The sequence below is a fragment of the Ruegeria sp. MALMAid1280 genome, assembly GCF_049195285.1.
GTDB lineage: Bacteria > Pseudomonadota > Alphaproteobacteria > Rhodobacterales > Rhodobacteraceae > Ruegeria.
In genome coordinates this window covers 125,161-150,205 of record NZ_JBMIRT010000055.1, presented here as the reverse complement: position 1 = coordinate 150,205, position 25,045 = coordinate 125,161, and the positions used below count along the sequence as shown (strand labels likewise).

Annotated in this window: 33 protein-coding genes; 16 read left to right on the top strand and 17 right to left on the bottom strand. The window is 61.4% G+C overall.

The features are described from left to right. The first annotated feature begins 47 nt into the window (after positions 1–47). The 6 genes from ispH to ACOQFT_RS15190 are packed head-to-tail and all read left to right on the top strand — an operon-like array spanning position 48 to position 3,729. Positions 48–998, top strand: a complete 951-nt coding sequence (gene ispH, locus ACOQFT_RS15215) for a 4-hydroxy-3-methylbut-2-enyl diphosphate reductase (RefSeq protein ID WP_421598735.1) — start codon at positions 48–50, stop codon at positions 996–998. Then, positions 995–1,447, top strand: a complete 453-nt coding sequence (locus ACOQFT_RS15210; protein WP_421598734.1) for a DUF3429 domain-containing protein — start codon at positions 995–997, stop codon at positions 1,445–1,447. The genes ispH and ACOQFT_RS15210 overlap by 4 nt, the downstream gene beginning before the upstream one ends. Continuing rightward, on the top strand, positions 1,444–2,028 hold the full coding sequence (locus ACOQFT_RS15205) for a class I SAM-dependent DNA methyltransferase (protein WP_421598733.1): 585 nt from the start codon (positions 1,444–1,446) through the stop codon (positions 2,026–2,028). The genes ACOQFT_RS15210 and ACOQFT_RS15205 overlap by 4 nt, the downstream gene beginning before the upstream one ends. After that, complete coding sequence (gene rnhA / locus ACOQFT_RS15200; protein WP_170448019.1) at positions 2,021–2,488, top strand: ribonuclease HI; 468 nt, start codon at positions 2,021–2,023, stop codon at positions 2,486–2,488. The genes ACOQFT_RS15205 and rnhA overlap by 8 nt, the downstream gene beginning before the upstream one ends. Next, entirely contained in the window at positions 2,485–3,108 is a 624-nt protein-coding gene (locus tag ACOQFT_RS15195; protein WP_421598732.1) for a trimeric intracellular cation channel family protein, read from the top strand. The genes rnhA and ACOQFT_RS15195 overlap by 4 nt, the downstream gene beginning before the upstream one ends. An 18-nt stretch (positions 3,109–3,126) precedes the next feature. Continuing rightward, on the top strand, positions 3,127–3,729 hold the full coding sequence (locus ACOQFT_RS15190; protein ID WP_421598731.1) for an alpha/beta hydrolase: 603 nt from the start codon (positions 3,127–3,129) through the stop codon (positions 3,727–3,729). Positions 3,730–3,731: 2 nt separating this feature from the next. Here ACOQFT_RS15190 and speB read toward each other — a convergent pair whose 3' ends face one another. The 6 genes from speB to def (ACOQFT_RS15160) form a co-directional block, all read right to left on the bottom strand. Next, complete coding sequence (speB, locus tag ACOQFT_RS15185) at positions 3,732–4,553, bottom strand: agmatinase (RefSeq protein WP_421598730.1); 822 nt, start codon at positions 4,551–4,553, stop codon at positions 3,732–3,734. Between the two features lie 63 nt (positions 4,554–4,616). Beyond that, positions 4,617–4,853 (bottom strand): GlsB/YeaQ/YmgE family stress response membrane protein, encoded by a 237-nt coding sequence (locus ACOQFT_RS15180; protein ID WP_421598729.1) that lies wholly within the window; start codon positions 4,851–4,853, stop codon positions 4,617–4,619. A gap of 1 nt (position 4,854) precedes the next feature. Further along, positions 4,855–5,091, bottom strand: a complete 237-nt coding sequence (locus ACOQFT_RS15175) for a hypothetical protein (RefSeq protein ID WP_170328331.1) — start codon at positions 5,089–5,091, stop codon at positions 4,855–4,857. Positions 5,092–5,096: 5 nt separating this feature from the next. Continuing rightward, positions 5,097–6,011: a methionyl-tRNA formyltransferase gene (gene fmt / locus ACOQFT_RS15170; RefSeq protein ID WP_421598728.1), complete on the bottom strand. Its 915-nt coding sequence runs from the start codon at positions 6,009–6,011 to the stop codon at positions 5,097–5,099. Between the two features lie 2 nt (positions 6,012–6,013). Beyond that, a complete protein-coding gene (gene def, locus ACOQFT_RS15165) occupies positions 6,014–6,508 on the bottom strand; it encodes a peptide deformylase (RefSeq protein WP_421598727.1) in 495 nt (164 codons plus the stop codon). Further along, a complete protein-coding gene (gene def / locus ACOQFT_RS15160) occupies positions 6,505–7,023 on the bottom strand; it encodes a peptide deformylase (RefSeq protein WP_421598770.1) in 519 nt (172 codons plus the stop codon). Before def (ACOQFT_RS15160) ends, def (ACOQFT_RS15165) begins: the two co-directional genes overlap by 4 nt. Positions 7,024–7,117: 94 nt before the next feature. On the opposite strand from def (ACOQFT_RS15160), the gene ACOQFT_RS15155 reads away from it, so the two are divergent. After that, positions 7,118–8,290: a MalY/PatB family protein gene (locus ACOQFT_RS15155; protein ID WP_421598726.1), complete on the top strand. Its 1,173-nt coding sequence runs from the start codon at positions 7,118–7,120 to the stop codon at positions 8,288–8,290. A gap of 4 nt (positions 8,291–8,294) precedes the next feature. Next, positions 8,295–8,822, top strand: coding sequence for a L,D-transpeptidase family protein (locus ACOQFT_RS15150; protein ID WP_421598725.1), 528 nt, complete (start codon positions 8,295–8,297; stop codon positions 8,820–8,822). Here ACOQFT_RS15150 and ACOQFT_RS15145 read toward each other — a convergent pair. Beyond that, the gene (locus tag ACOQFT_RS15145; RefSeq protein ID WP_170400808.1) at positions 8,819–9,172 is read right to left on the bottom strand and encodes a hypothetical protein; all 354 of its coding nucleotides are present in this window, start codon (positions 9,170–9,172) and stop codon (positions 8,819–8,821) included. The genes ACOQFT_RS15150 and ACOQFT_RS15145 overlap by 4 nt on opposite strands. Positions 9,173–9,386: 214 nt before the next feature. Here ACOQFT_RS15145 and ACOQFT_RS15140 point away from each other — a divergent pair, with 214 nt between their 5' ends. Further along, complete coding sequence (locus tag ACOQFT_RS15140) at positions 9,387–10,376, top strand: glutathione S-transferase family protein (RefSeq protein WP_421598724.1); 990 nt, start codon at positions 9,387–9,389, stop codon at positions 10,374–10,376. Here ACOQFT_RS15140 and ACOQFT_RS15135 read toward each other — a convergent pair. Continuing rightward, complete coding sequence (locus tag ACOQFT_RS15135; protein WP_170328338.1) at positions 10,358–10,720, bottom strand: response regulator transcription factor; 363 nt, start codon at positions 10,718–10,720, stop codon at positions 10,358–10,360. The genes ACOQFT_RS15140 and ACOQFT_RS15135 overlap by 19 nt on opposite strands. A 184-nt stretch (positions 10,721–10,904) precedes the next feature. Here ACOQFT_RS15135 and ACOQFT_RS15130 point away from each other — a divergent pair, with 184 nt between their 5' ends. The 4 genes from ACOQFT_RS15130 (at position 10,905) to ACOQFT_RS15115 (ending at position 14,707) form a co-directional block, all read left to right on the top strand. Continuing rightward, positions 10,905–11,870: a threonine-phosphate decarboxylase gene (locus tag ACOQFT_RS15130; RefSeq protein WP_421598723.1), complete on the top strand. Its 966-nt coding sequence runs from the start codon at positions 10,905–10,907 to the stop codon at positions 11,868–11,870. Continuing rightward, positions 11,867–12,787 (top strand): adenosylcobinamide-phosphate synthase CbiB, encoded by a 921-nt coding sequence (cbiB, locus tag ACOQFT_RS15125; protein ID WP_421598722.1) that lies wholly within the window; start codon positions 11,867–11,869, stop codon positions 12,785–12,787. Before ACOQFT_RS15130 ends, cbiB begins: the two co-directional genes overlap by 4 nt. Before the next feature lie 12 nt (positions 12,788–12,799). Continuing rightward, the gene (locus tag ACOQFT_RS15120) at positions 12,800–13,963 is read left to right on the top strand and encodes a lytic murein transglycosylase (protein ID WP_421598721.1); all 1,164 of its coding nucleotides are present in this window, start codon (positions 12,800–12,802) and stop codon (positions 13,961–13,963) included. 144 nt (positions 13,964–14,107) lie between these two features. Then, on the top strand, positions 14,108–14,707 hold the full coding sequence (locus tag ACOQFT_RS15115) for a hypothetical protein (protein WP_421598720.1): 600 nt from the start codon (positions 14,108–14,110) through the stop codon (positions 14,705–14,707). Between the two features lie 27 nt (positions 14,708–14,734). Here the strand turns inward: ACOQFT_RS15115 and ACOQFT_RS15110 are convergent, their stop codons facing one another. The 4 genes from ACOQFT_RS15110 to ACOQFT_RS15095 form a co-directional block, all read right to left on the bottom strand. Continuing rightward, positions 14,735–15,094, bottom strand: coding sequence for a hypothetical protein (locus tag ACOQFT_RS15110; RefSeq protein ID WP_421598719.1), 360 nt, complete (start codon positions 15,092–15,094; stop codon positions 14,735–14,737). 54 nt (positions 15,095–15,148) lie between these two features. Beyond that, positions 15,149–18,604, bottom strand: a complete 3,456-nt coding sequence (locus ACOQFT_RS15105) for a chromosome segregation SMC family protein (protein ID WP_421598718.1) — start codon at positions 18,602–18,604, stop codon at positions 15,149–15,151. 139 nt (positions 18,605–18,743) lie between these two features. Next, positions 18,744–19,151, bottom strand: coding sequence for a hypothetical protein (locus ACOQFT_RS15100; RefSeq protein WP_421598717.1), 408 nt, complete (start codon positions 19,149–19,151; stop codon positions 18,744–18,746). Between the two features lie 44 nt (positions 19,152–19,195). Beyond that, entirely contained in the window at positions 19,196–20,395 is a 1,200-nt protein-coding gene (locus ACOQFT_RS15095) for a PLP-dependent aminotransferase family protein (RefSeq protein ID WP_421598716.1), read from the bottom strand. A gap of 148 nt (positions 20,396–20,543) precedes the next feature. On the opposite strand from ACOQFT_RS15095, the gene ACOQFT_RS15090 reads away from it, so the two are divergent. Continuing rightward, positions 20,544–21,314 carry an FCD domain-containing protein gene (locus ACOQFT_RS15090; protein WP_421598715.1) on the top strand — a complete coding sequence of 257 codons (771 nt, stop codon included), beginning with the start codon at positions 20,544–20,546 and terminating at the stop codon, positions 21,312–21,314. Beyond that, a complete protein-coding gene (locus tag ACOQFT_RS15085; RefSeq protein WP_421598714.1) occupies positions 21,314–21,802 on the top strand; it encodes a metal-dependent hydrolase in 489 nt (162 codons plus the stop codon). The genes ACOQFT_RS15090 and ACOQFT_RS15085 overlap by 1 nt, the downstream gene beginning before the upstream one ends. Before the next feature lie 107 nt (positions 21,803–21,909). Here the strand turns inward: ACOQFT_RS15085 and ACOQFT_RS15080 are convergent, their stop codons facing one another. From ACOQFT_RS15080 to ACOQFT_RS15060, 5 genes are all read right to left on the bottom strand, one after another. After that, entirely contained in the window at positions 21,910–22,470 is a 561-nt protein-coding gene (locus tag ACOQFT_RS15080) for a F0F1 ATP synthase subunit B (RefSeq protein WP_421598713.1), read from the bottom strand. A gap of 5 nt (positions 22,471–22,475) precedes the next feature. After that, the gene (locus tag ACOQFT_RS15075; protein ID WP_421598712.1) at positions 22,476–23,027 is read right to left on the bottom strand and encodes a F0F1 ATP synthase subunit B'; all 552 of its coding nucleotides are present in this window, start codon (positions 23,025–23,027) and stop codon (positions 22,476–22,478) included. An 86-nt stretch (positions 23,028–23,113) separates the two neighbouring features. Next, complete coding sequence (locus ACOQFT_RS15070) at positions 23,114–23,338, bottom strand: F0F1 ATP synthase subunit C (protein ID WP_005981269.1); 225 nt, start codon at positions 23,336–23,338, stop codon at positions 23,114–23,116. A 48-nt stretch (positions 23,339–23,386) separates the two neighbouring features. Next, positions 23,387–24,142 (bottom strand): F0F1 ATP synthase subunit A, encoded by a 756-nt coding sequence (locus ACOQFT_RS15065; protein ID WP_421598711.1) that lies wholly within the window; start codon positions 24,140–24,142, stop codon positions 23,387–23,389. 2 nt (positions 24,143–24,144) lie between these two features. Then, positions 24,145–24,477: an AtpZ/AtpI family protein gene (locus tag ACOQFT_RS15060; RefSeq protein ID WP_171364533.1), complete on the bottom strand. Its 333-nt coding sequence runs from the start codon at positions 24,475–24,477 to the stop codon at positions 24,145–24,147. Positions 24,478–24,708: 231 nt separating this feature from the next. On the opposite strand from ACOQFT_RS15060, the gene ACOQFT_RS15055 reads away from it, so the two are divergent. Beyond that, a complete protein-coding gene (locus tag ACOQFT_RS15055) occupies positions 24,709–25,044 on the top strand; it encodes an ArsR/SmtB family transcription factor (protein WP_421598710.1) in 336 nt (111 codons plus the stop codon). Position 25,045 lies beyond the last annotated feature (1 nt).

Here is a 25,045-nt window from a genome sequence, read left to right as displayed (position 1 = left end):
GACCAGGGCCGGGAAAAGACTTACCTGTGGCCTATGGAGACCGCGACATGACCAAGCCCCCCCTGACCCTTTACCTTGCCGCGCCGCGTGGCTTTTGCGCCGGTGTGGACCGGGCCATCAAGATCGTCGAAATGGCGCTGCAGAAATGGGGCGCTCCTGTCTATGTGCGCCACGAGATCGTGCACAACAAATTTGTCGTCGACGGGTTGCGCGCGCAGGGTGCGGTGTTTGTCGAGGAACTGGACGAATGCCCCGATGACCGCCCGGTGATTTTTTCGGCCCATGGCGTGCCGAAATCCGTGCCCGCCACAGCCGCGCAGCGCGAGATGATTTATGTCGATGCCACTTGCCCGTTGGTCTCAAAAGTCCATGTCGAAGCCCAGCGCCACGCCGATGCCGGACTGCAGATGATCATGATCGGCCACAAGGGTCACCCTGAAACGGTCGGCACCATGGGCCAATTGCCCGACGGTGAGGTTCTGTTGGTCGAAACCGTCGAAGATGTGGCCACCGTGCAGGTGCGCGAACCGGAAAAACTGGCCTATGTCACCCAGACCACCCTGTCGGTGGACGACACCAAGGATATCGTGGCCGCGCTCGAGGCCCGGTTCCCGGCCATCGTCGGCCCGCACAAGGAAGACATCTGCTACGCAACCACCAACCGGCAAGAGGCCGTGAAGGCCGTTGCTCCGAAATCGGATGCTCTGCTGGTTGTCGGCGCGCCAAACTCGTCAAACTCGCGCCGCCTGGTCGAGGTCGCCTCGCGCGCCGGGTGCACCTATGCGCAACTGGTGCAACGCGCGACCGATATAGATTGGCGGGCGCTGGAAGGCATATCATCCGTCGCCATTACCGCTGGCGCTTCGGCCCCCGAAGTGCTGGTCAACGAAGTGATCGATGCATTCCGGGATCATTTCGACGTGACCGTCGAACTGGTCGAGACCGCCGTCGAAAACGTCGAATTCAAAGTCCCCCGCGTCCTGAGGCAACCCGCATGAGGGGTATTCCAAGGGCCCCGCTATTTCTGGGGCTGGCTGGGTTGATCCCGTTCATCTGGGGCGCGCTGACTTACCTGAGTGATGACCTGCACGCCTGGGGAACGCAGACGCTAGGATCGCGCTTTGTGGGGCCGTATGTCCAGCTGTTTTACGGTTCGGTAATCCTCAGCTTCATGTCGGGGATCCTTTGGGGGTTCGCCACCAAGACCTCGGGCAGCAAGGCGGCGACCTGCTATCTGCTGTCGGTTCTGCCCGCGCTGTGGGCGTTCTTCAAAACTGGCGGTGGCCCTGTCAGCACTGGCACCAACCTGATGTACGGGTTTGCCGGGGTGCTGGTTCTGGACGCCCTCTTTGCCTATTGGCACCTGACCCCAACCTGGTGGTTGCGGCTGCGCGTGACGCTGACCGCCATCGTACTGGCCTGCCTGGCCGTTGGAGTTTACCTGTGACTGACAAAAGAACCATCAATGCCTATACGACCCGCGTGGCAGAGTATCTTCAGATCCCCCTGCCCCCGGAACAGATCGAAGCCCGCATGGCCTTTGCCGAGGCCGTCGGCTCGGGTCACATTCTGGATCTGGGTGCAGGTCCCGGATCGGACAGCGTTTTTTTCATGCGCGAAGGCCTGACGGTGCGGGCGCTGGACGCGACCCCCGCCTTTGTCGAACACGCGCGGGAAAACGGTGTCGATGCGCATCTGGGCACGTTTGACGATGTCACCGAAGAGGCCGAATATGACGGCATCTATGCCAGCTTTTCCCTGCTGCACGCCCCACGCGCAGACTTCCCCCGCCATCTGGCGGCAATTCACCGGGCGCTGAAACCCGAGGGCATCTTTTTCCTCGGCCTGAAGCTGGGCACGGGCGAGCATCGCGACGAACTGGATCGCTACTACACCTATTTCTCACAAACCGAGATCGAAGAGGCACTGGAGCAGGCAGGCTTCACCATCGACCGCATCACCACCGGCATGGGCACCGGTCTGGCCGGGTCTTATGACGGGTTCATTCTGGTGCTGGCCCATGCCTGAGCTTTTCGCCTACACTGACGGCGCCTGCTCCGGCAATCCCGGCCCCGGCGGCTGGGGCGTGCTGCTGCGCGCGACAGACGGCGACAAAGTCCTGAAAGAGCGCGAGCTGAAGGGCGGCGAAGCCGAGACCACCAACAACCGCATGGAGTTGCTGGCCGCGATCAGCGCGCTGGAAACGCTGGAGCGTTCGTCTAAGATCACCGTTGTCACCGACAGCGCTTATGTGAAAAACGGCGTCACCGGCTGGATTTTCGGCTGGAAGCGGAACGGCTGGAAAACCTCGAACAAGAAACCCGTCAAGAATGTCGATCTGTGGCAAAGGCTGGATGAGGCGCAGACCCGCCATGATGTGACCTGGGAATGGGTCAAGGGCCACGCGGGCCACCCCGAAAACGAAAAAGCCGATGAACTCGCCCGCGCGGGCATGGCCCCTTTCAAGCCGAAAAAGGCGCAGACGTGAGCGGGCTGGCCCTGCTGGACTATGCCTCGGTCCTGGTCTTTGCCCTGACCGGCGCTTTGGTGGCCAGCCGAGCGCAGCTGGATCTGGTGGGGTTTGCCTTTATCGCCTGCCTGACGGCGGTGGGCGGCGGCACGGTGCGGGACCTGCTGCTGAACCGGCATCCGGTTTTCTGGGTCGGACAACCCGACTATATCCTCATCGCCGTCGCTGCGGCGGTGCTGGTGTTCTTTACCGCCCACCTGGTCGAAAGCCGCTATAACTGGCTGGTCTGGCTGGACAGTTTCGCCCTGTCCGTCGCCGTGGCTGCCGGAACGGGCGCCGCGCTGTCACTAGACCAATCGGGTGTGATTGTCGTGTTGATGGGCATTTCCACGGGTTGTCTGGGCGGGCTGATGCGCGACGTGGTCTGCAACGAGGTACCATTGGTTCTGAAACAAGGCGAACTGTATGTCTCCTGCGCGTTTGCAGGGGCGCTGACTGCCGTGGTGGCGAACCTTCTTGGGTTTGAGGAATTTGTTGCGCTGGCCGCCTGTGCGCTGACCTGCTGGGCCTTGCGGGCCGGGTCATTGCTGTTTGGCTGGCAACTGCCCGTCTACAAAAGCCGCCCACCGCGCAATTGAGAAAGGTCGAGCCCGAGAATGAAAAAGCCGTTGACTTTCATCGCAACAGGTTTCGTTCTTCTGACCGCCTGCGCCGAACACTACGAACCCGTCCGATTTGAGGTGCAAGGCGATGAGATTGTGGTTGTCGGCACCATCGACCACACAACATTGTCCGCTTTTGATGAGGTCACCCGGCAGAACCCGCAGATCAAAACCCTTGTGCTGCAATATATCGAGGGTTCGGTGGATGACGATTCCAACGTCCTCTTCTCGCGCGTCGTTCGCGAGAAGGGGTTTGACACGCGTGTTCCCTCGGATGGGATGGTTGCCTCGGGCGGAACTGACCTGTTTCTGGCGGGCAATCGGCGCGTCCTGGAACCCGGGGCCTGTGTTGGCGTCCACAGCTGGGGCGGCAGAAACAACGTCGCCACCGAAATTCCAGCAGATGACCCTGAGCATGGCATCTATCTCGACTATTACGAAGATATCAGCGTTGGCGACGCGTTCTACTGGTACACGCTAGACGCCGCGCCCACCGATGGAATGCACTGGATGACCGCAGCCGAGGCCGATCAGTACGACCTGACCACCAACAGGGCACCGCGCCTTGGAGCCCCCGCTATCTGCGACGAACGCTAAGCTCAGCGTGACAACAGCCGCGCGCCAATCTCTTTGGCGAATTTGGCCGCGACCATAGCGGTCATCCCGTAAGGGTCGCGGTGCGGGTTCAGTTCGACAATATCCGCGCCGACCAGTTGCCCTTTGAACCGATGGATCAGGTTGATCACCTCACGCGTGCTGAGCCCGCCGGGTTCGTGGTGCGACACGCCCGGCGCAAAGGCCGGGTCCAGAGCGTCCAGATCAAGCGACAGATAGACCGGGCCGTCAAAACTGATCTCAAGATCGGGGCGCCAGTTCTGCATGTCGATCACCTCGACCCCGAACTTGTCGGCCTGTTCCTGCTGGTGCTTGTTCATCGTGCGGATGCCGACCTGAACCAGACGGTTGATCTGACAGGTCTCCATCACCCGCGCGAAGGGGCAGCCATGGCCCAGTGGGCCGATCTGCTGACTGTCATAGAGGTCGGGGTGCGAGTCTATATGCAGGATATTCAGCCGCTCATACCGCTCGGCATGGGCCTTGATCAGCGGATAGGCCACCGAGTGATCACCGCCCAGCGACAACAGCCGGGCACCGGTTGCGATGCGGGCGGCGGCCTCGGTTTCGATCCGGTCGATCGGTTCCTGTCCGGCCATCTCGAACACATCCAGATCGCCCGTGTCCTTGAAACGGTCGGTCGCGCCCAGATCGGTGCCATCCTCGGCGGTCAGGTTGGCAGCTCCGGAATGCAGCGCCTCACGAATGCGGCCCGGCGCAAAGGCCGACCCTTGCAGGAAGGAAGAGTGCAAATCCAGCGGCACCCCCATCAGGGCGACGTCACCAGAGTTCAGATCGTAAGGCATGGCGCATCTTTCGGCTTGAACGGTTCAGCGATCTGGCCGGTATTCAGCCCTTTGGTCAAGAGGTTAGCGACGCAGGTAGGTCTGCCAGATCCAGATCACCAGCAACGCACCCAGTACGGCGCCAACAAAGCCCGATAGCCAGCCCGCCACAGTGATCAAGGCGCGTAACAGGAACCCACCCACCAGCGCACCAGCAATACCGATCAGCATGGTCGTGGGAATATCCGCCTCGATCCGCATCAGGCGGGTGGCCAGAAACCCGGCGGCGGCTCCGATAACGATCAGGGCGATGACGGGCACGTTATTTCCTCCAATGCGTCGGCACGATGATCAGCGCGCCGATGGATGAGATCACAGCGTTCAGGCCGGGGGGGCCAAAGCTAATGCCGAACATGATGCGGACAAAATAGAACAGGAAGGCACCGCCCACACAAATGATGATCGAGGGCAGGTATCCATTGTGGGTGAACCCGGTTTTCTCGGACAGGTAGCCCACGATACCGGCAATCACGACGGTGCCCATCAGGACCATGAACATCTGGCTTACTCCGAACTCAGGCGGGTTCCGGCCGCAACCGGCCAGCCCCGCAGGAAGGTTTCGGTATCCTGCGCACCCTTTCCTGCCCGCTGCAGGCGCAACAGGTCAATCGCCCCCTCGCCACAGGCCACGCGGAGTGAGTCGTTCAGAACCTCTCCGGGTGCCCCCTGCCCGTCGGCTAATGCCGAGGCCAGCAGCTTGACCCGGTCGCCCGAAATCTCAGTCCAGGCACCGGGAAAGGGCGACAGGCCGCGGATTTGGCGATCAACCTCAACAGCGGGGCAGGTCCAGTCCACCCGCGCCTCGGCCTTGTCGATTTTCGAGGCATAGGTGACGCCGTCCACGGGCTGAGGCTCGGGTGTCAGTTCCGACAGACGGCCCAGAGCCTCGACGATCAGATCGGCCCCCATGGGCGCCAGCCGATCATGCAGCTGCGCCGTTGTTTCCTGTGGCCCGATATCGGTGGCCTGCCGCAACAGCACGGGGCCGGTGTCCAGCCCGGCTTCCATCTGCATGATGCAGATACCGGTCTGCGCATCCCCCGCCATGATCGCGCGATGAATCGGCGCGGCCCCGCGCCAGCGCGGCAGCAGGCTGGCGTGGATGTTCAGGCAGCCATGCGTGGGCGCATCCAGAATGGGTTGCGGCAGCAGCAACCCATACGCCACGACCACCGCAACGTCGGCTTTCAGATCGGCAAAGGCCGCCTGTTCCTTGGGGGATTTCAGCGAAACCGGATGGCGGACGGTCAGACCCAGTGCCTCGGCCCGCGCATGAACGGGCGTCGGGCGGTCCTTCTTGCCCCGCCCAGCCGGGCGCGGAGGCTGGCAATAAACGGCGGCAATCTCGTGCCCGGCTTCAACCAGCGCGTCCAGCACCGAAACCGAAAACTCGGGTGTTCCCATGAAGACAACGCGCATGGTCACCCCTGTTTCTTGGCTTTGCGCAGCAGCATGTCGCGTTTGACTTTGCTCAGCCGGTCGAAATACATCCGACCGTTCAGATGGTCGATCTGATGTTGCACACTGGTGGCCTCGATCCCCACGAAATCGCGGCGGTCGATCATGCCCTGCTCATTCAGGAATTTCACCGTCACCGCGCGGGGGCGTTTCACCTTGGCCGACACGCCGGGCAGGTTCGGGCTGGCCTCTTCATGCTCGCGTAGTTCGATTGAGCTGTGCAGGATTTCAGGATTCGCCAACCGCACCGCCTTGCCCCGCTCGGTCGAGCCATCCACCACCGCCAGTCGCAGCATCACCCCGATCTGAGGGGCGGCGAGGCCAACGCCGGGCATCGCCTCCATCGTGTCGATCATGTCGTCCCAGATGGCGCGGATGTCGTCAGTGATCTCGGCCACGTCCTTGGCCTTGGTCCGCAGGCGATTGTCGGGCCAGGGCAGGCAGGTACGGACGGTCATGCGCGGGCCTGTTCGCGTTTCAGCTTTTGCATCTTGCGAGTGATCATCTGGCGTTTCAGCGGCTTGAGATAGTCGATGAACAGCTTGCCGTTCAGGTGGTCGATCTCATGCTGCACGCAGGTCGCCCAAAGCCCGTCAAAGGTTTCCTGCTGCAAATTGCCATCGCGATCCATCCACGTCACATCGACCACTTTGGGCCGGGTCACCTCGGCGAATTGCTCTGGTATCGACAGGCAGCCTTCTTCATAGACGTTGGTTTCGTCCGAGGACGCAATGACCTCCGGGTTGATCATCACCAACGGACGCGGGGTCCCGCCTTCTTCCTTGACACAGTCCATTACGATCAGCCGATCCAGCACTCCGATCTGCGGTGCCGCCAGCCCGATACCGGGGGCGTCATACATCGTCTCCAGCATGTCGTCGGCCAGTTTGCGCAGCTCGTCCGACAGGTCGGCCACCGGGGCGCAGACCTTCTTCAGACGGGGGTCGGGATGGATCAGGATATTGCGTTTCATGGGCTTGATGTAGGCCATCCCGCCCCCCGCCGCAACGCCCCCCTTGCGCCTGCTGCAATTGTGGCTAGCTTTCCCCACAACAGACGGAGCAGACATGACATTCAACGACCTGACCGACCGCCGCGGAACCAACAGTTCCAAATGGGACAAGATGGAGGACCTGTACGGCGTGTCGCCACAGGACGGGCTGGCCATGTGGACGGCCGATTCCGACTATGCCACCGCGCCCTGCGTGATCGAGGCAGTGCGCGAAGCGGCCGATCACGGCGTTTTTGGCTATTCATGGACCCACCCCGATTATCTGGCCTCGGTCCAGTGGTGGATGAAGAACCGGCACAACTGGGAAATCGACACCGACTGGGCGCTGACGTCGCAGGGGCTGGGCAATGCCATCGCCCTGTGTCTGGACGTCTGGACAGAACCGGGGGATGGGGTGGTGATCTTCACGCCCGTCTACCACGAGTTCGCCTACAAGGTGAATAAAACCGGCCGCCGCGTGGTCGAATGCCCGCTGGTCCGAGAAGGCGATAGCTATGGCGTCGATCTGGAAGACGCGCAGTCGCGTTTGAACGGGTCGGAAAAGATGTTGCTGTGGTGCTCGCCGCAGAACCCGTCGGGCCGGGTCTGGACGCCGGATGAGCTGCGCTCCGTGGCCGCATTTGCCGAACGGAACGGGTTGATTCTGGTCTCGGACGAGATTCACCACGATCTGGTTTATCCCGGCCACAAGTTTGTGCCGATGGATGTGGCCGCCCCCGATGCGCGGCCGTGGACGGTGACGCTGACGGCGGCATCCAAGACGTTCAATATCGCAGGTCAGCGTACCGGCAACATGATCATCCCCGACCCCGAGCTGCGCGCGGCCATGCGCTATCGGCTGCACACGCTGGACTATGCGCCCAGCGCGCTGGGTGTCGCCATGATCACCGCCGCCTATTCTCCGGCAGGCGCGGCCTGGGTCGATGAGCAGATCGCCCATCTCGACAGCAACCGAAAACTGTTCGACGCGGCCATCGCCGACATCCCCGGCCTGTGGTCGATGCCCTTGCAGGCCACTTATCTGGCCTGGGTCGATTATTCAGGCACCGGCATGGATCACGATGAGTTCGTCCGCCGCCTGCGCGAAGACGCCAGGATCGCCACCTCCTCCGGCCCCGGGTTCGGCACGGGCGGAGAGAATTTCGAGCGGTTCAACCTCGCCACCCAACGCGCGCGCGTGGAAGAGGCCTGCACCCGCCTGAAACACGCATTTGCCGATTTGCAATAAGACCATGCGGCAGATCGCCCGAATTGCCTTGCTGATCGGCCTGATGGGCGCGGCGTGGTTTGGCTGGCATCGGTTCGGGCCACTCCCTCCTGCGCCGCCCATGGCTCCTGAGGCCACACAAATCGACCATATCCTGATTGAGAAATCCGCCCGCCGACTGACCGCATCCCTGGACGGTGCGATTGTCATGCAGGCGGATGTCGCGCTGGGGTTCGAGCCCGAAGGCGACAAACAGCAGGAAGGTGACGGCAAGACCCCCGTTGGGCTCTTCCATATCGATCGACGCAATCCACAGAGCGCTTTTCACCTCTCACTCGGGATCAACTACCCCTTGCCCGAAGATATCGACCGTGCGCAAATGCAGGGCATCGATCCGGGCGGAGACATCTTCATCCACGGACAACCGAACGGCGTCGCAGGCCTGACCCTGCCCGGAGACTGGACCGCGGGCTGCATAGCCCTGTCAAATGTCGAGATTGCGCGGCTTTGGAGCCTGACGCCCACCGGCACAGTGGTGGAAATCCGCCCCTAGTCCTCGTACCCCAGCAGCGCAATCGGAGCATCCGGCGCGCGGTAGAAATCCAGCGGAGCCTTGTCGGCGGCGGCGGTGCTGCGTTTGAATTCGTATCGCATCTCGCCCGCCTCCTCGTCATCCGCGATGATCAGACATTGGTACAGGTGGTGCGCGCCATCGTAGATATCGACCAGCCCGCGCAGCTGCGGCGTTGTCTCGGCCTCAACCGTGAAACCATCTTTCCACAATCTGAGAATTTTAAAGGTATTGTCGCCGAACTCTACGCGAAGGCGGCTGGTTTTCTTCAATCCTGCGATTCGCGCCGCATCCAATTCGGCGCTCATCTCCTTAGAAACATAGGTTGTCATAATAAATTCCCCCCGGAAAACGGACTCCATTGTGCGGCATTGATTGTAAATATCCAGTGAAGGAGGTCACATAGCACGGCACCACTTCAATCTGTTGCGCGGAAAACTCGATCCGGCCTGTGCACCCACGCAGACTCGATGCGCGGTACCTGACGTGGGAAGGCCCGTTTCAGAACCTTATGTTTGCCGAAATGGAAAAGCGGAGGATGCGCAAATGGGCCTGTTGGTCGACGGCAAATGGCACGACACCTGGTATGACACCAAATCCACCGGCGGCGCCTTCAAACGCAGCGCCGCGCAGTTTCGCAACTGGCTGACCGCCGATGGCAGCGCGGGCCCATCCGGCACGGACGGTTTCAAGGCAGAAGCTGACCGCTATCACCTCTATGTCAGCCACGCCTGCCCCTGGGCACACCGCACGCTGATCTTTCGCGAATTGAAGGGGCTGAGCGACCTGATCTCGGTCTCGGTTGTGCATCCGGATATGCTGGACAAGGGCTGGACCTTCGAAACGGATGATTACGGTGCGACCGGGGATACGCTCTATGGCTTCGACTTCGCGCATCAGATTTATACCAAGGCCGACCCCGCCTATACGGGCCGTGTCACCGTGCCGATCCTGTGGGACAAACAGAAGGAAACCATCGTTTCCAACGAAAGTTCGGAAATCATCCGCATGTTCAACTCGGCCTTTGACGGGATCACCGGCAACACCGATGATTATTGGCCCAAAGCGATGCGGGACGAGATCGAAGAGGTCAACGCCCGCATCTATTCAAACGTCAACAACGGCGTCTACAAGTCCGGTTTCGCAACAACGCAAGAGGCCTATGACGCCGCCGTCCACCCCCTGTTCGACACGCTGGACTGGCTGGAAGACCGCTTGGCCAGCAACCGCTATCTGCTGGGTGACCGCGTAACCGAGGCCGACTGGCGCCTGTTCACCACCCTGATCCGCTTTGACCCGGTCTACCACCTGCATTTCAAGTGCAACCGTCAGCGGCTGGTCGATTACCCCAACCTATGGGCCTATACCCGCGAGTTGTACCAGTGGCCGGGTGTCGCCGGGACCGTGAACATGAATCATATCGTACGCCACTACCACTACAGCCACGACACGATTAACCCGCACCGTATCCTCCCGGTGAACCCTGTGCTGGACTATCTGGAACCGCACAGGCGCGATCAGCGGCCTGCTGCGTAATGTTCGACCATCGCCGCAAGATCCTCTGGCGGCGTTGCGCTTTGCACGTAGGCGCAGGCGTTGGGGCTGTGGGCGAAGATCGATCCGTCCGAGAAAAATGTGGTGTTGGTGACAAAGATCACCCGCGCCTCGGGGCGACGGTAGCTGGCGAAATCGGCCACCGCCAGCGCGCTGCCGGTTTCCAGTACCAGATCCAGCACGATGATATCGAAATCCTGGCCATAGAGCGCAAGAATCGCGGCCTCTTGCCCCGGCACCAGCGTCACTTCGGCACCGTGCCGTTCCAGATGCCTTTTCCAGACCCGCCCAAGATCGGGGTTACTCTCAACAATCAAAACATTCATTCGCAACAACCTCGGCCCATGATGTGATGTCTGGTGCCGCCCCCCCATAAATCGTGATCACGCTTATTCCTTAACAAAGTGTTAACGGCATCAGTTGGCGGCTCCGTACGGGCGGATTTGCTTGTATAAACGGCAAAAATCCGCTTGAAACGGGCCGAAACAAGCGATTCCGACGAGAAACCTCATGGCAGGCGATAACGAGAACTTGAACCCGCGCGCTGCGCGCGATCATGGCGGGGGACTGGACGGCGCCATCGCCAGCTTTGGCGGAACCCGCGCCGAATGGATGGACTTGTCCACCGGAATCAACCCGCACCCGTATCAGGTTAAGGGGCTGATCCCCTCGGACTGGGCTGAATTGCCCGATCACGGCGCGTTCGAAAGCCTGACAGAGGCCGCCCGGCGGTTCTGGTCTGTTCCCGAAAGCGCGGCGATCCTGCCTGCGCCCGGCGCCTCGGCCGTGATTGCGCGCATTCCTGCGCTGGCACCGCAGGGCCGGGCGCAGATCACAACGCCCACCTATAACGAACACGCCGCCGCCTTTGCCGCACAGGGTTGGTCCGTACAGCCCAACACTCCGGCCGAGGCCCGCGTCATCGTGCACCCGAACAACCCCGACGGGCGGATCTGGACCGAGACGGACGCAAACGCCCCGCTGACCGTGATCGACGAGAGCTTTTGCGATGTCAGCCCCGAGGCGTCGCTGATCCATCTGGCCGCGCGCCCCGGCGTGGTCGTGCTGAAGAGCTTTGGCAAATTCTGGGGTCTGGCCGGGTTGCGGCTGGGTTTTGCCATCGGCCAGCCCGACCTGATCGCCCGGCTAAACGATCTGACCGGCCCTTGGGCCGTGTCCGGCCCTGCCCTGCGGATCGGAACACGCGCGCTGCAGGACGTCGAATGGGCTAATGCCACCCGCCAACGGCTGTCCGTTGAAACCGACCGTCTGGACGATCTGGTGACCGCCAAAGGCGCGACCATTGCAGGCGGCACCACCCTGTTCCGCCTGTATGAAGTCGACAGCGCCGCCGACTGGCAGGACCGTCTGGCCCAAGCCCATATCTGGAGCCGCGTCTTCCCCTATTCCAAAACCTACCTGCGCCTTGGCCTGCCCCCCGCGGACAGTTGGAGCAGGTTGGAGGCCGCATTGTGAGCACGGCCTTCCTGCTGGTTTGCGCCATGTGCCTTGACGCCGCCTTGGGCGAGCCGGACTGGCTGTGGTCGCGGGTGAAACACCCGGCGGTTATGACGGGCAACCTCATCGGCTGGCTGGACCGGCGCCTGAACCACGGGGCGCAGCGGCAGTTGAAAGGGGTCGGTGTGGTAGTCCTGCTGGTCTGCGGCGCGCTGATCTTCGGGCGGCTGCTGACCCTGCTGGGACCACTGGTTGAGATCATCATCTGCGCCATTCTGCTGGCTCAGAAATCTCTGGTGACCCATGTAAGCGACGTGGGCGAAGGGCTGCGCGCATCGCTTGCCGAAGGTCGCGCAAAGGTCGCCATGATCGTCTCACGCGACACGCGCGACATGTCCGAGGCGCAGGTGGCCCGGTCCGCGATCGAAAGTGCTGCGGAAAACCTCAGCGACGGTGTCATCGCGCCGGCTTTCTGGTTTCTGGTCGCCGGGTTGCCGGGCCTGTTGATCTACAAGGCAGTCAACACTGCCGACAGCATGATCGGCTATCGCACCGAAAAATACCGAGACTTCGGCTGGGCCGCCGCCCGTCTGGACGATGTGCTGAACCTGATCCCGGCCCGCCTGACCTGCGTGATGATCGTGGCGCTGTCGGGCCAATGGGCGCGCTGGCCTGACATGGTGGCGGATGCGCGCCGCCATATCTCTCCCAACGCCGGCTGGCCCGAGGCAGCGATGGCGCGCGCCCTGAACGTCGCCCTTGCAGGTCCGCGCAGTTATGACGGGCAGGTCCGCGATCTGGCCTGGGTCAACGGCGATGCTCCGCGCGAAATCGGTGCGCCGGAAGTTTTCCGCGCATGTGACATGCTGTGGAAGGTCTGGGGGCTTGCGCTTGGCCTCGTGTCGGTGTGGGTTGGGCTCAGCATTATTATCTGACGGGACCCACCCATGCGCTTTCTCTCTGGCCTTGTTGCCGCCGCCCTGTTCGCCTCGCCCGCCCTGGCCCAATGCGGTGGCGGGTTCAATTCTTTCGTCAAGGGCCTGAAGGGCGAGGCCGTCCAGCAGGGGTTCGACAAATCCACCGTCAATGCGTTCTTCAAGGGCGTACAGCAGGACGGCGCGGTTCTGAAAGCGGACCGCGCGCAGGGTGTGTTCCAGAAACCGTTCATCGACTTTTCCCGCCACCTGATTTCGCAGAACAGGATCGATCGCGGTCAGGCCATGTCACGTAAATACGACGCGGTGTTCGACAGGATCGAAGCCGAGTACGGCGTCTCGCGCGGGGTCCTTCTGGCGTTCTGGGCGTTCGAGACCGACTACGGCGCGTTTCAGGGCGATTTCAACACCCGCAATGCGCTGGTGACGCTGGCGCATGACTGCCGCCGCCCGGAATTGTTCCGCCCGCAGGTCTTTGCGGCGATTGAGCTGTACCAACAGGGCAATTTCGACCCGACCCGCACCACCGGCGCCTGGGCCGGAGAGATTGGCATGGTGCAGATGCTTCCGCGTGACATCATCGAAAACGGCGTGGATGGGGATGGTGATGGCAAGGTCTCGCTGAAAACCTCGGCCCCGGATGCGCTGATGTCGGGCGCCAAGATGCTGTCGCATCTGGGCTGGCAACCGGGTCAGCCCTGGCTGCAAGAGGTCACGGTGCCCGCGCAGATGGACTGGTCGCTGTCCGGCCCCGGCAAACCGCGCCCGGTGTCCGAATGGCAAGCAATGGGCATTCAGGCGCGCAATGGATCGCTGGCCAACCTGCCCGCCTCGCTGATCCTGCCGCAGGGGCACAACGGCCCGGCCTTTCTGGCCTACCCCAATTTCGACGTCTATTTCGAATGGAACCAGAGCTTTGTCTACGTCCTGACCGCCGCCTATTTCGGCACACGGCTTGAGGGCGCGCAGGTTTTTGATGCGGGCAACCCGGCACAGGGCCTGTCGGGCGCGCAGATGCAGCAATTGCAGAGCAAGCTGCAGGCGCGCGGCTATGACGTCGGCAAGATCGACGGCATTCTAGGGGCTGGTACGCGGGCTGCGGTGCAGGCAGAGCAGGCGCGGCTGGGATTGCCTGCGGATGCGTGGCCGACGGTCGAGTTGTTGGGGCGGTTGTGAGGAAATCGAGGATAGGGGATTTGACAAGTATTTGAATCCACGTGATTTTAGAACTCCATTGTGATGAAAGTGGATTTTCTAATGCGTTTTCGACCCGTTTATTTCTGGCTGATTGCCGTGCTATCACTGCTATGGACCGGGTACATGAGCATCGGTTACTCTGTAGGCTCATTTTATCACCCGATGCCTGCGCGTGGGGATTTGATTTTTCCTATCAAAGCATCGGCTGTTCTCGTTCCGACAATAACCGCCGCTTCGATATTTCTGCTTTGGCTGATGAAGCGACCACTTCCGCGCACAATGTACTTTGTTGGGCTACTCGTCTTAGCGGTTGGATGCTTGCTACCGCTCGCACCGAGACTTGAAAGCGGATACAAACAAACCTATTGGGTCATGGACCAACCACATGAAATTCCGTGGAACTATGGACCATACAATGGTCAGATAGAACGGGGCGGAACTTACTTCCTTGTGAAGGTTTCAGGTCCAGATTGGCAACCTATATATAAGAGTTCGGGGGAAGAAATCATCTTTGGCAAAGCGTCTGACTTCAATTTCGGGGAAGGTGGAAATGCCCCTACAGAAATCTGTCTACCCGCAGAATATCGGTTTCGATGTCAATTGAAGCGTGGGAGCTTTGTTTATTTTGCATCTGCAAATGTTGATCTATTTCCTAAGGACCCGCTGCGGTTCATGAGTTCTGCTGCAGATTTACTTGATGGTTTTGAAATTGAAATAAATTGATACCAACGAGATTCGGAGCTGAGACAATCACTCGGGCCTTACCGGATACCGATCGCCTTTCTCATCAATCAGGATCAACCTCTCCCCACTGCGCACGTACAGATCACAACGGCTGAACCCGTTGCGGTAGGCGATGCAGACGCTGCCGTCCTCGGCGATGGAATAGGTACCAAAGGCCGTACCGCCGCCGTTGGCTGCGGAATAGGTGTAGGAATAAGCACCTCCGGCTGAGAAGGCAGCCTGGCCGTCATCGTAGAAGGTGAACGTCTGGCCTGCCAGAGCTTTCAGTTCCTCGGCGGACAGGGGGACGTCTCCGGGTTTGGTGGGCCACTCGGCGGCGATGGCCGGGGTGGCCGCTAGCAGGGCAAGGATCAGAAATCGTGTCATGTGGCCAGCTTACTCTGTGGGGCCGCCAGATGGTCATAACGTTGCAGTGAGCGGTCAGGCCACCATCTGCTCGGCCTTTTTCAGATCGACCGAGACCAGTTGGCTGACGCCCTGTTCCTGCATGGTCACGCCGAACAGCCGGTCCATCCGCGCCATTGTCACCGCGTGGTGGGTGATGATCAGGAAGCGCGTGTCGGTCTGGCGGCACATCTCGTCCAGCAGGTCGCAGAACCGGGTGACGTTGGCGTCGTCCAGCGGCGCGTCGACCTCATCCAGAACACAGATCGGCGCCGGATTGGCGAGGAACACGCCAAAGATCAGCGCCGTTGCGGTCAGGGTCTGTTCGCCACCCGACAACAGGCTGAGGGTCGACAGCTTCTTGCCCGGCGGCTGGCACATGATCTCAAGCCCTGCATCCAGCGGATCGTCGCTTTCGACCATGACCAGATTGGCCTCACCGCCGCCAAACAGGTGCTTGAACAGCATGGCAAAGTTCGAGTTCACCTGCTCGAACGCGGTCAGCAGACGCTCGCGCCCTTCGCGGTTGAGGCTGGCGATGCCGCTGCGCAGGGCCTTGATCGCCTCTTCCAGATCGGCCTTTTCGGTGTTCAGAGTGTCAAACTCTTCCTGAACTTCCTTGCTGTCCTCTTCGGCGCGCAGGTTCACTGCCCCCATCGCATCGCGTTGGCGCTTGTGGCGGTTCACTTCGGCCTCCAACGCATCCGCAGCAGGCATCTGATCCGGGTTCGCATCCAGTTGGTTCAGCAACTGGTTCGGCGTCAGTTGCTGATCTTCGGCAATCCGTTCGGCCGCAGCGGTCACGCTTTCCTTGGCCGCATCACACCGCGCTTCAGCCGCCGCCCGGGACTCACGCGCCTCCGAGGCCAGACGTTCCGCATCCCGCTCGGCCAGCACGACCTCACGCTGCTGGGTTTCGGCCTCGGCCAGCTTGTCGGCAGCCTCGGCACGACGCGCTTCGGCGGCTTCGATCAACTCGTTCAGCTCTTCCCGCGCCTCGGCGATCTCGGCAGGGGCAGCCATGGCTTCGGACAACTCCTCTTCCGAGCTTTCCTTGCGTTCCGCCAATTCGGAAATCCGTTTCTCGGCCGTTTCCAGGCGGTGCTTCCAGCCGCTGAGGTCCTTGGTCACCTCCTGCGTGCGGCGGGTGCGGGCCTCACCCTCGCGGCGCAGCTCGTCATGGGTCGAGCGGTGAGTCAGCATGGTGATCCGCGCCGCCTCGACCGTCTGCTTGATATCCTCAACCTGCGAACGGGCGCTGTCGAGATCACCCAGACCGGCCAGCGCGCCCTCGGCCTCGCGCAGTTGCGCGCGGGCGGACATGGCGTCTTCCTTGTGGCGGTCGACGGCAAGGGTCAGGGTCTCAAGCTTGCCCTGCGCCAGATTGCGGTCGGCCTCGGCGCGGCTGAGCTGGCGCGCGGTTTCGGCCATGCGCTGATCGGCGGCGCGGCGGGCCTCGCGCGCGCGGCGGTCGGCTTCGGTCACGTCGGCCAGTTGCTGCGACAGGGCCTCATGCGCTGCGCGGGCACCATCTGCCTGCGCCTCGGTCCGGGCAAGTTCCTGTTTCAGTGCTTCCAGCTTATTGAGCTGTTCCAAACGCAGGGCTGCTGCACTGGGCGCATCCTCGGACCAGGCGCGGAACCCGTCCCAGCGCCACAGATCACCGGACCGCGACACCAGCCGCTGACCGGGTTTCAACGAGGCCTGCAGCCGCGCGCCCTGATCCGCATCGACCAATCCGATCTGCGCAATCCGGCGGCTGAGGCGATCCGGCCCCGAAACATGCAATGCCAGCGGCTCAACCCCGTCCGGCAGATGCTGATCGGCGTCGTAGCCCGCAACCTGCACCCAGCCCGAGGGGCCATCCCCTTCGACCAGAGGGGCGCGCAGATCGTCGGCCAGAGCCGCGCCCAGAGCCTTTTCATAGCCAGGCTCCACGCGCAGCAGGTCCAGCACTTGCCCGCCCTCGGCCGTGTCGCGCTCAACCAGCTTGGCCAGAGCGGTGGTCTCCGCGCGGATCGCGCCCAGCTCACCTTCGGCCTCGGACCGTTGCGCGCGGGCTTCGGCCTCACGCGCCTGGGTGTCGTTGCGCAGCTCATCGGCGGCGGCCAGTGCTTCTTCGGCGGCTTCGGCGGCCTCGCGGGCCTCTTCCTCACCCTCTTGCGCAGCCTCAAATGCCTCGCTGGCACGGGTCAGAGCACCGCGCGCCTCATCGACGGCTGCGCGCGCTTTTTCTTCTTCGCCCTCGGACCGGGTCAGCGTCTTGCGGCTGTCCTCAACCAGACGCTGCGCCGACTGGTGGCGGGCAACCAGCCGTGCCATATCCTCGGTTTCCTGCGACAGATGATCTTCGCGGTTCTGCAAAACCGCGGCGGCGTCGTGGGCGATCTCGGCAGCCTCGGCGACCTTGTCCTCGTGGCCTTCGGCGGCCTTGGCCAGCTCACGCGCTTCCCATTCCAAACGCTCGATCATCTGGCCCGCGTCGCGGTTCAGACCTGTTTCCCGTTCGATATCGTGCGCCAACTGCTGAATACGGTTGGTCAGCGTTTCAATGGTCTGGCGGGCGCGGGTGTCCTGATCCGACAGTTGATCGCGCTGGACCTGCTGACGTTGCAGGACGGCGGCGGCAATGGCCTCTTCTTCGCGCAGCGGTGGCAGTGTTTCTTCAATTTCGGCGCGTTTGGCGGCTGCGTCGCGGGCTTCGGCCTCGGCGCGCGAGGCTTCGGTGATGCGGTCGCGCAGCTTTTCCTCGGCCTGCTGGCGGGCCATATCGGCCTCTTTCCAGCGCCGGTACAGCAGCATGCCCTCGGCCTGCCGCAACTGCTCGCCAATCTCACGATAGCGCGCGGCCTGACGCGCCTGACGGGCAAGCTGCGCCAGTTGGGTACCCAGCTGTTCCAGCACGTCATCCACGCGGGTCAGATTGGCCTCGGTCCCCTTCAGCTTCAGCTCGGCCTCGTGCCGACGCTGATACAGGCCGGAAATCCCGGCAGCCTCTTCCAGAATACGACGGCGGGCGCGGGGCTTTGCGTTGATCAATTCGGCGATGCGGTTCTGCCCCACCAGCGCGGGCGAATGCGCCCCGGTCGAGGCATCGGCGAACAGCATCTGCACATCGCGCGCCCGCACGTCCTTGCCATTGGTCTTGTAAGCACTGCCGACATCGCGCGTGATGCGACGTACGATTTCCAGCTGATCCGCGTCGTTGAACCCCGAAGGCGCCAGCCGTTCCGAGTTGTCCATGGTCAGGACCACTTCGGCAAAATTACGGGCCGGGCGCGTGGCTGCCCCGGCAAAGATCACATCTTCCATCGCACCGCCACGCATGGATTTGGGGCGATTTTCGCCCATCACCCAGCGCAACGCTTCCAAAAGGTTGGACTTGCCGCAGCCATTCGGCCCCACCACACCGGTCAACCCGTCCGCGATGATCAGATCGGTCGGATCGACAAAGCTTTTGAAGCCGGTGAGTTTGAGTTTGCTGAAGCGCAAAGGCAATAAGTCCTGTGATTCCTATAGCTGGAAGTCTGCGCAACGGATTGGGGTCGAGTCAACGGAGTTGCGCAGGATATGGGATATCAGGCCGACTTATCCACAATATCTTGCCGAAATACGCAGGAATACGCGTACCTCAGTAAGGCGTACACTCAAATACCTGATATCCGTAGCCGCTGCCGATGTTTTCGTAGATGCCGTAATCGACGCATTCGTAATTCGGGGTCGACACAGCCGTCAGAAGCAACCGTTCCCCCGCCTGTCGGTCGCAGCCCAGCACCCCCACGGTCACTGCCGCATCACCCAGCACATCCAGAATCGGACAGCCAGAGACCTGCGCCATGGCCAGCCCGGCCCGGTCGCGGATTGGCCCCAGACGCGGCGCGTATTGGCTGTTGATCCGCACAGCCTCGGCCAGGTCTCCACGCACGCGCACGTCAAACACACTGCCATTCACCGAGATTCGGGTGGCAGGCACGTCGCGAAAGTAGGGCGTGCCGGCCGAACAGGCGGCCAGCACAAGGAGGGAAAGATACCGGATCATGCGCCCATACTTGCCGCAATATGGTTAACAGAACCTTTCCCGGTTCAGGTGCGCAGCACATCTCCCAACCGACGGATGCCTTCACGGATCGTATCCTCATCCGAGTTCGAGAAACTCAGCCGGATCGTGTTGGCGCCAGAGCCGTCCGGAAAGAACGCCTGACCGGGGACAAAGGCAACCTTGACCGTCTCAAGCGCCCGCGCCAGCAGGTCGGCCCCGACCATGCCCTTGGGCAGTGTCACCCAGATGAACATGCCGCCCTCGGGTTTGGTCCACTCGACCCCATTTGGCATGTGCTGTTGCAACGCGTCCAGCATGGTATCTCGGCGCGCACCATAGACGCGATGCAGCATCGGGATATGCGTGTCAAAGCAAGCGCGCGCCACGTCGTTGATAGCCATCTGATTGATCGTCGCCGAATGCAGATCGGCGGCCTGCTTCATCAACACCAGTTGCGAGATCACCGGTTTGGCCGCCACGACCCACCCGACCCGCAATCCCGGAGACAGGGTTTTCGAGAAACTGCCGCAATAGATCGTCCGGCAGTTTTCAATCGATCCCTTGCGTGCCAGTTCCAGCGCCAGAACCGTCGGGATCGCCTCTCCTTCATAGCGCAGGGCCTGATAGGCCCCGTCCTCGATGATCGCGCAGTTCAGATCCTCGGCCAGATCCAGCAGGTTTTCGCGTCCACGAAGGTCTACGGTTTCTCCGGTCGGGTTGGCGAAGTCCGGCGAGAGATAGGCGAACTTTACCGCCCCCTCACCCGCCGCCGCCCTGTATTCCGCAGCGCCGCGGTTGCCGTTGATGCTGAGCCGGTCAAAACGCGGTTCATAAGCATTGAACGCCGCCAAGGCGCCCAGATAGGTGGGCCAGCCGACCAGCGCCGTGTCACCGGGCGACAGGTAGAGCTTGCCCAGATAGTCCAGCGCCTGCTGCGAACCCGAGGTGATCAGGATGTTGTCGAGTTCGCAGTCGATGCCGATCTGACGCATGTGATCAACCAGCCATTGGCGCAGCGGCACATATCCTTCGCTGACAGAGTATTGCAGCGCCTGCGCCTGACTTTTGGGACCCAACGCGTTCTGGAACGCCATGGCAAAGCCATCCGCAGGGAACAGCGCCGGATCGGGAATGCCACCGGCAAAGGAGATGATCCCAGGCTGATCCAGCAGCTTGAGCAATTCGCGAATCTCGGACGCCTTCATCCGGGACGCCCGCGTGGCAAACAGGTCTTTCGTCGACATCGATTTCCTCCTCTATGCTGGGCAGACTAGGCACCCCGTCAACAATGTCAATCATTCTGACCTATTGTAACAAAAACTCGGCGATCGGGCGTCCTTGAACCGCCCCCGAATACGTGGTCATATGACTTGACCAATTCCGGAACACCCCATGCCTTTTCAGAAAATCCAGCCCGAAAAGCTGTCCATCGCGGTGGTAAAACAGATCGAGATGCTGATCCTGCGTGGTATCCTGCGTCCGGGTGAACGGCTTCCGGCAGAGCGTGAGCTGGCAGAGCGGCTGGGCGTATCCCGGCCCTCGCTGCGCGAGGCGATCTCAAACCTGCAGGATCAGGGGCTTCTGACCGCCAAGGCAGGCTCAGGCATCTACGTGGCCGAGGTTCTGGGCTCGGCCTTTTCCCCGGCATTGGTCCGGTTATTCGGCAGCCACGAAGAGGCGGTGTTCGACTATCTGTCCTTCCGCAAGGACCTTGAGGGCCTAGCCGCCGAACGCGCCGCGCGGCTAGGCTCGGACAGCGATCTGAAAGTCGTGCAGGCGATCTTCGACAAGATGCAGGCCGCCCATGGGCGCAACGCAACCGAGGATGAGGCTCAGCTGGACGCCCAGTTCCACATGGCCATTATCGAGGCCAGCCATAACGTGGTGATGTTGCACATGATGCGGTCGATGTATGACCTGCTGCAACAAGGCGTTTTCTACAACCGACAGATCATGTTCCAGCAGCAAACCACGCGCGGAGCCATTCTGGATCAGCACCGCGCCATCAACACCGCCCTGCAGGCCCGCGACCCCGAAGCCGCGCGCGACGCTGTTCATCGGCATCTGGCGTTTGTCCAGCGGTGCATGGAAGATCATCAGAAAGCCCAGCGCAACGAAGCCATCGCGCAGCAACGGCTGCAGCACGAGACAGGTCAGACCTGATGTTCATCGGGCATTTACCGGGCGCCTATCTGGTCTTTCGGGCCGCCACGCCGAATGTCGGCAAAGCCATCTTTGCCGCGGCAATGCTCGGCGCAATCGCACCGGATCTAGACATGCTTTGGTTCTATCTGATCGACGATCGCGCACATCACCACCACGCTTACCTGACACATCGCCCGGTTTTGTGGGCAGGGATTGTGTTGGCGGGATTAATCATCGGATTGCGCCGGTCCCAGGCGGGGCGTGTCGTGGCGTTCTTTGGGGCCGGCGGACTGGTCCATATGGCGCTGGATTCCATCGTCGGAGAAATCGCCTGGCTTTGGCCGTTTTCGGAGTTTTCGCACCCGCTCGTGACCGTCGAGGCCACACACTCGCACTGGATACTCTCGTTTCTCAACCTCTGGACATTCATGGTCGAGATCGGGGTCACCGTGCTGGCCCTATTCGTGTTTTTCTCTGGCAGAAACAGATCAGCCCGCACCGGCTAGGATCAGCTTTGGGTATTTGAATGTAGTTGCGGGCAAAAAGCCTGCCCAAAAAATGGCAAACCCGGCAGAAATCTACCGGGTCGCACAAAGTTCATACTGCGCAAAGCTTAGTGAAGTTTTGCGTCCACGTCGGCAATCGCCGCGTCGATCAGCTTGTTCGCCTGCGCCGCCGTCATCTGTTTGGCCAGAACCGCGTTGGCTGCCGAAACAGCTACGGTGATGGCCTGATCACGGACTTCCTTGACCGCCGAAGCCTCGGCCGATGCGATCTGGTCCTGCGCAGCCGCCAGACGGCGTGCGATGGATTTTTCCAGATCGGCCTTGGCCTGTTCAGCAGCCAGAACGGCGTCGTCTTTCGCAGCAGCCACGATGGCGTCTGCCTGCGTTTGCACTTCGCGCTGCTTGCGCTCGTACGAGGCCAGCAGGCTGCGCGCTTCTTCGTGCAGGGCGCGGGCTTCGTCCAGTTCGGACTTGATGCCTTCGGCACGGTTGTCCAGCGCACCACCAATCATGCCCGGGACCTTGAAGTAGAACAGGACCGCAATGAAAACGATGAAGCCCAGCAGGACCACAAAGTCGGTGTTGCCAAGCGAGAAGAACGGGCCGCTTGCAGCCAGCGCGGGGCTGGCGGTACCGACGGTCAGGATAAGGGCAAGAGTGTTCCGCATGTCACTTATCCTTTCGTCTGCGCGTCAACGGCACTGTCGATGGCTTTGGCATCCGCCTCGCCGCCCAGTGCGGTAACCAGTTCAGCCGCCGTGTCCTTGGCAACCACTTGAATGCTTTCCAGCGCACCGGCACGGATGTCGGCAATTGCCTTTTCCGATTCAGCCGCCTTTGCAGCGATTTCCGCGTCCGCCTTGGCAATCGCGTCATCCAGACCAGCCTGGATTTCAGTACGGGCTTCGGCAGCGATACGCTGCGCTTCGGCACGGGCATCGGCCAGCGCCTTGTTATAGGCCTCTTCGGCCTCGACCGCCTTGGCCTTCAGATCTTCGGCCGCAGCCAGGTCATTTGTAATGGTCCCTTTGCGCTCGGCCAGGATTGCCGCGATACGGGGCAGAGCCACGCGAGACAGGACCAGAAAGATGACGACCAGCGTAATGACCAGCCAGAAAATCTGGTTGGGGAACCAATCGAAGCAGAGCTGCGGCATCCCGATGGCAGAGCCATGCGAGTCGACGCACGAGCCAACCACTTCTTCGCTAATGGGTTCAGTCGCCATGATGTCCTCCGTCGGAACGTTGTCTTTACAACAGGTGGGCCGCTATGGCTTGGGCCCACCTGCGCGTAAGGATCAGGTTCCGCAGATTAGACGGCGAACATCAGCAGCAGCGAGACCAGGAATGCAAAGATGCCCAGCGCTTCTGCGAATGCGATACCGATGAAGAGGGTTGCGGTCTGCGAAGCAGCCGCCGAAGGGTTGCGCAGGGCGCCGGCCAGGAAGTTGCCTGCAACGTTGCCCACCCCGATTGCGGCTGCGCCGGAACCGATTGCTGCCAGGCCTGCGCCGATGTGTGCGAGATCGCCTTCCATGATGTATCTCCTTACGAATTGGAAGTTTCGATGTTGGGGTATCGGACCTTAGTGCGAAGGATGCAGCGCATCTTTCAGATAAACACAGGTCAGAATGGTGAATACGTAGGCCTGGATAAAGGCCACCAGGACCTCAAGGCCGTACATTGCGGTGATCGCCAGAACCGACACGGGCGAGATCACGGCAATCGCGGCGAAGCCTGCGAAAACCTTGATAACCGCGTGGCCTGCCATGACGTTACCGGCAAGACGAATGGAGTGGCTGACCGGGCGCACGAAATACGAGATCAGCTCGATGATCGCCAGGATCGGGCGCAGCGCCAGAGGCGCGCTGGAGACCCAGAACAGGCCCAGGAACCCGGCGCCGTTCTTGACAAAGCCCAGAATGGTCACGGTCAGGAACACGGCCAGCGCCAGCGGGATGGTGACCGCAAAATGCGACGTTGTGGTGAACGAGGTCGGGATCAGGCCCAGGAAGTTCGCGCTGACAATGAACATGAACAGGGTCATGACATAGGGGAAGAACTTGACGCCTTCCTTGCCGCAGATGTCTTCCAGCATCTTGTAGATGAAGCCGTAGGTCAGCTCCGCGATCGACTGCATCCGGGTCGGAACGATGGCGCGTTTCGAGGTGCTGAGTACCAGCAGGCCAAAGATCGCCGCAATCGCCAGGAACAGCCACAGGGTCACGTTGGTCGGCGTGTACCAGGCAATCTCACCACCAAACAGAGGTTTGACGATAAACTGGTCCATCGGGTGGAATACCAGGCTGCTGCCTTCTGCTGCGGTGGTCTCAGTTGCCACGTTCAGTCCCTCTCGTCCTTCTCGGCCGCGTTTGCCGCCGTTTGTTTCTCTTGAACCTCTTTCGCGCTGCGGAGCATAACCTTCACGCCCGCGACAAGGCCCAGCAATGTGAACAGCACCAGAAAGATCGGGATTGTCCCGAGCAGGCTGTCCAGCCCGTATCCGATGCCAAATCCGATCCCCAGACCGGATACCATTTCGATGACCATCCTCCAGGCAAGCTCGCCACCCGAGACGTCAGCGTCCGCGCGGGGTTTCGGCGCCTTGGCCTTTTTCGCCGCCTCGATCTTGGCCTCCAGCTGCGCCATACGCTGCTTTTGGTCATCATCGGTCACGGGCGTTTTCCTCGCACAGTCTTGGGCACGGTGCTAAGGGGCGAAGGGCACAGAGTCAACGGCGTTGAGCGCCCGAATTGCCGCATGTTAAGATGCTGTTTTTTAATTATTTTTCGCTAACAGAGATGCAGGAATGCGGCACCTTGTTCCTTAGGCACAGTTCAAATGCATTGAATCCGCATATTCAACCAAATGGTTGACCAAACCCGGGCGCTGTGGTTCAGCGGAGGCATGTCCAACGACCTCGACACCGTATTCGCAGCCCTCGCCGACCCCACGCGCCGCGCCATTCTGGCCATGCTGCTCGAGGATGACATGGCCGTGACCGATGTGGCCGAACCGTTCGAGATGTCGCTGGCAGCGATCTCGAAACATCTGGTCATCCTGACCAAGGCCGGGCTGATCAGTCAGGAGAAACGCGGCCGGGTGAAATGGTGCAAGCTGGAACCCGACGCCCTGCGTGCGGCGTCGGTCTGGATGCAGGGGTTCGGGCAGTTCGAACCGGTCAATCTGGATGCGTTCGAACGGTTTCTGGAAGCCGAACTGCCCGCAGCGGAAGATCTCTGAT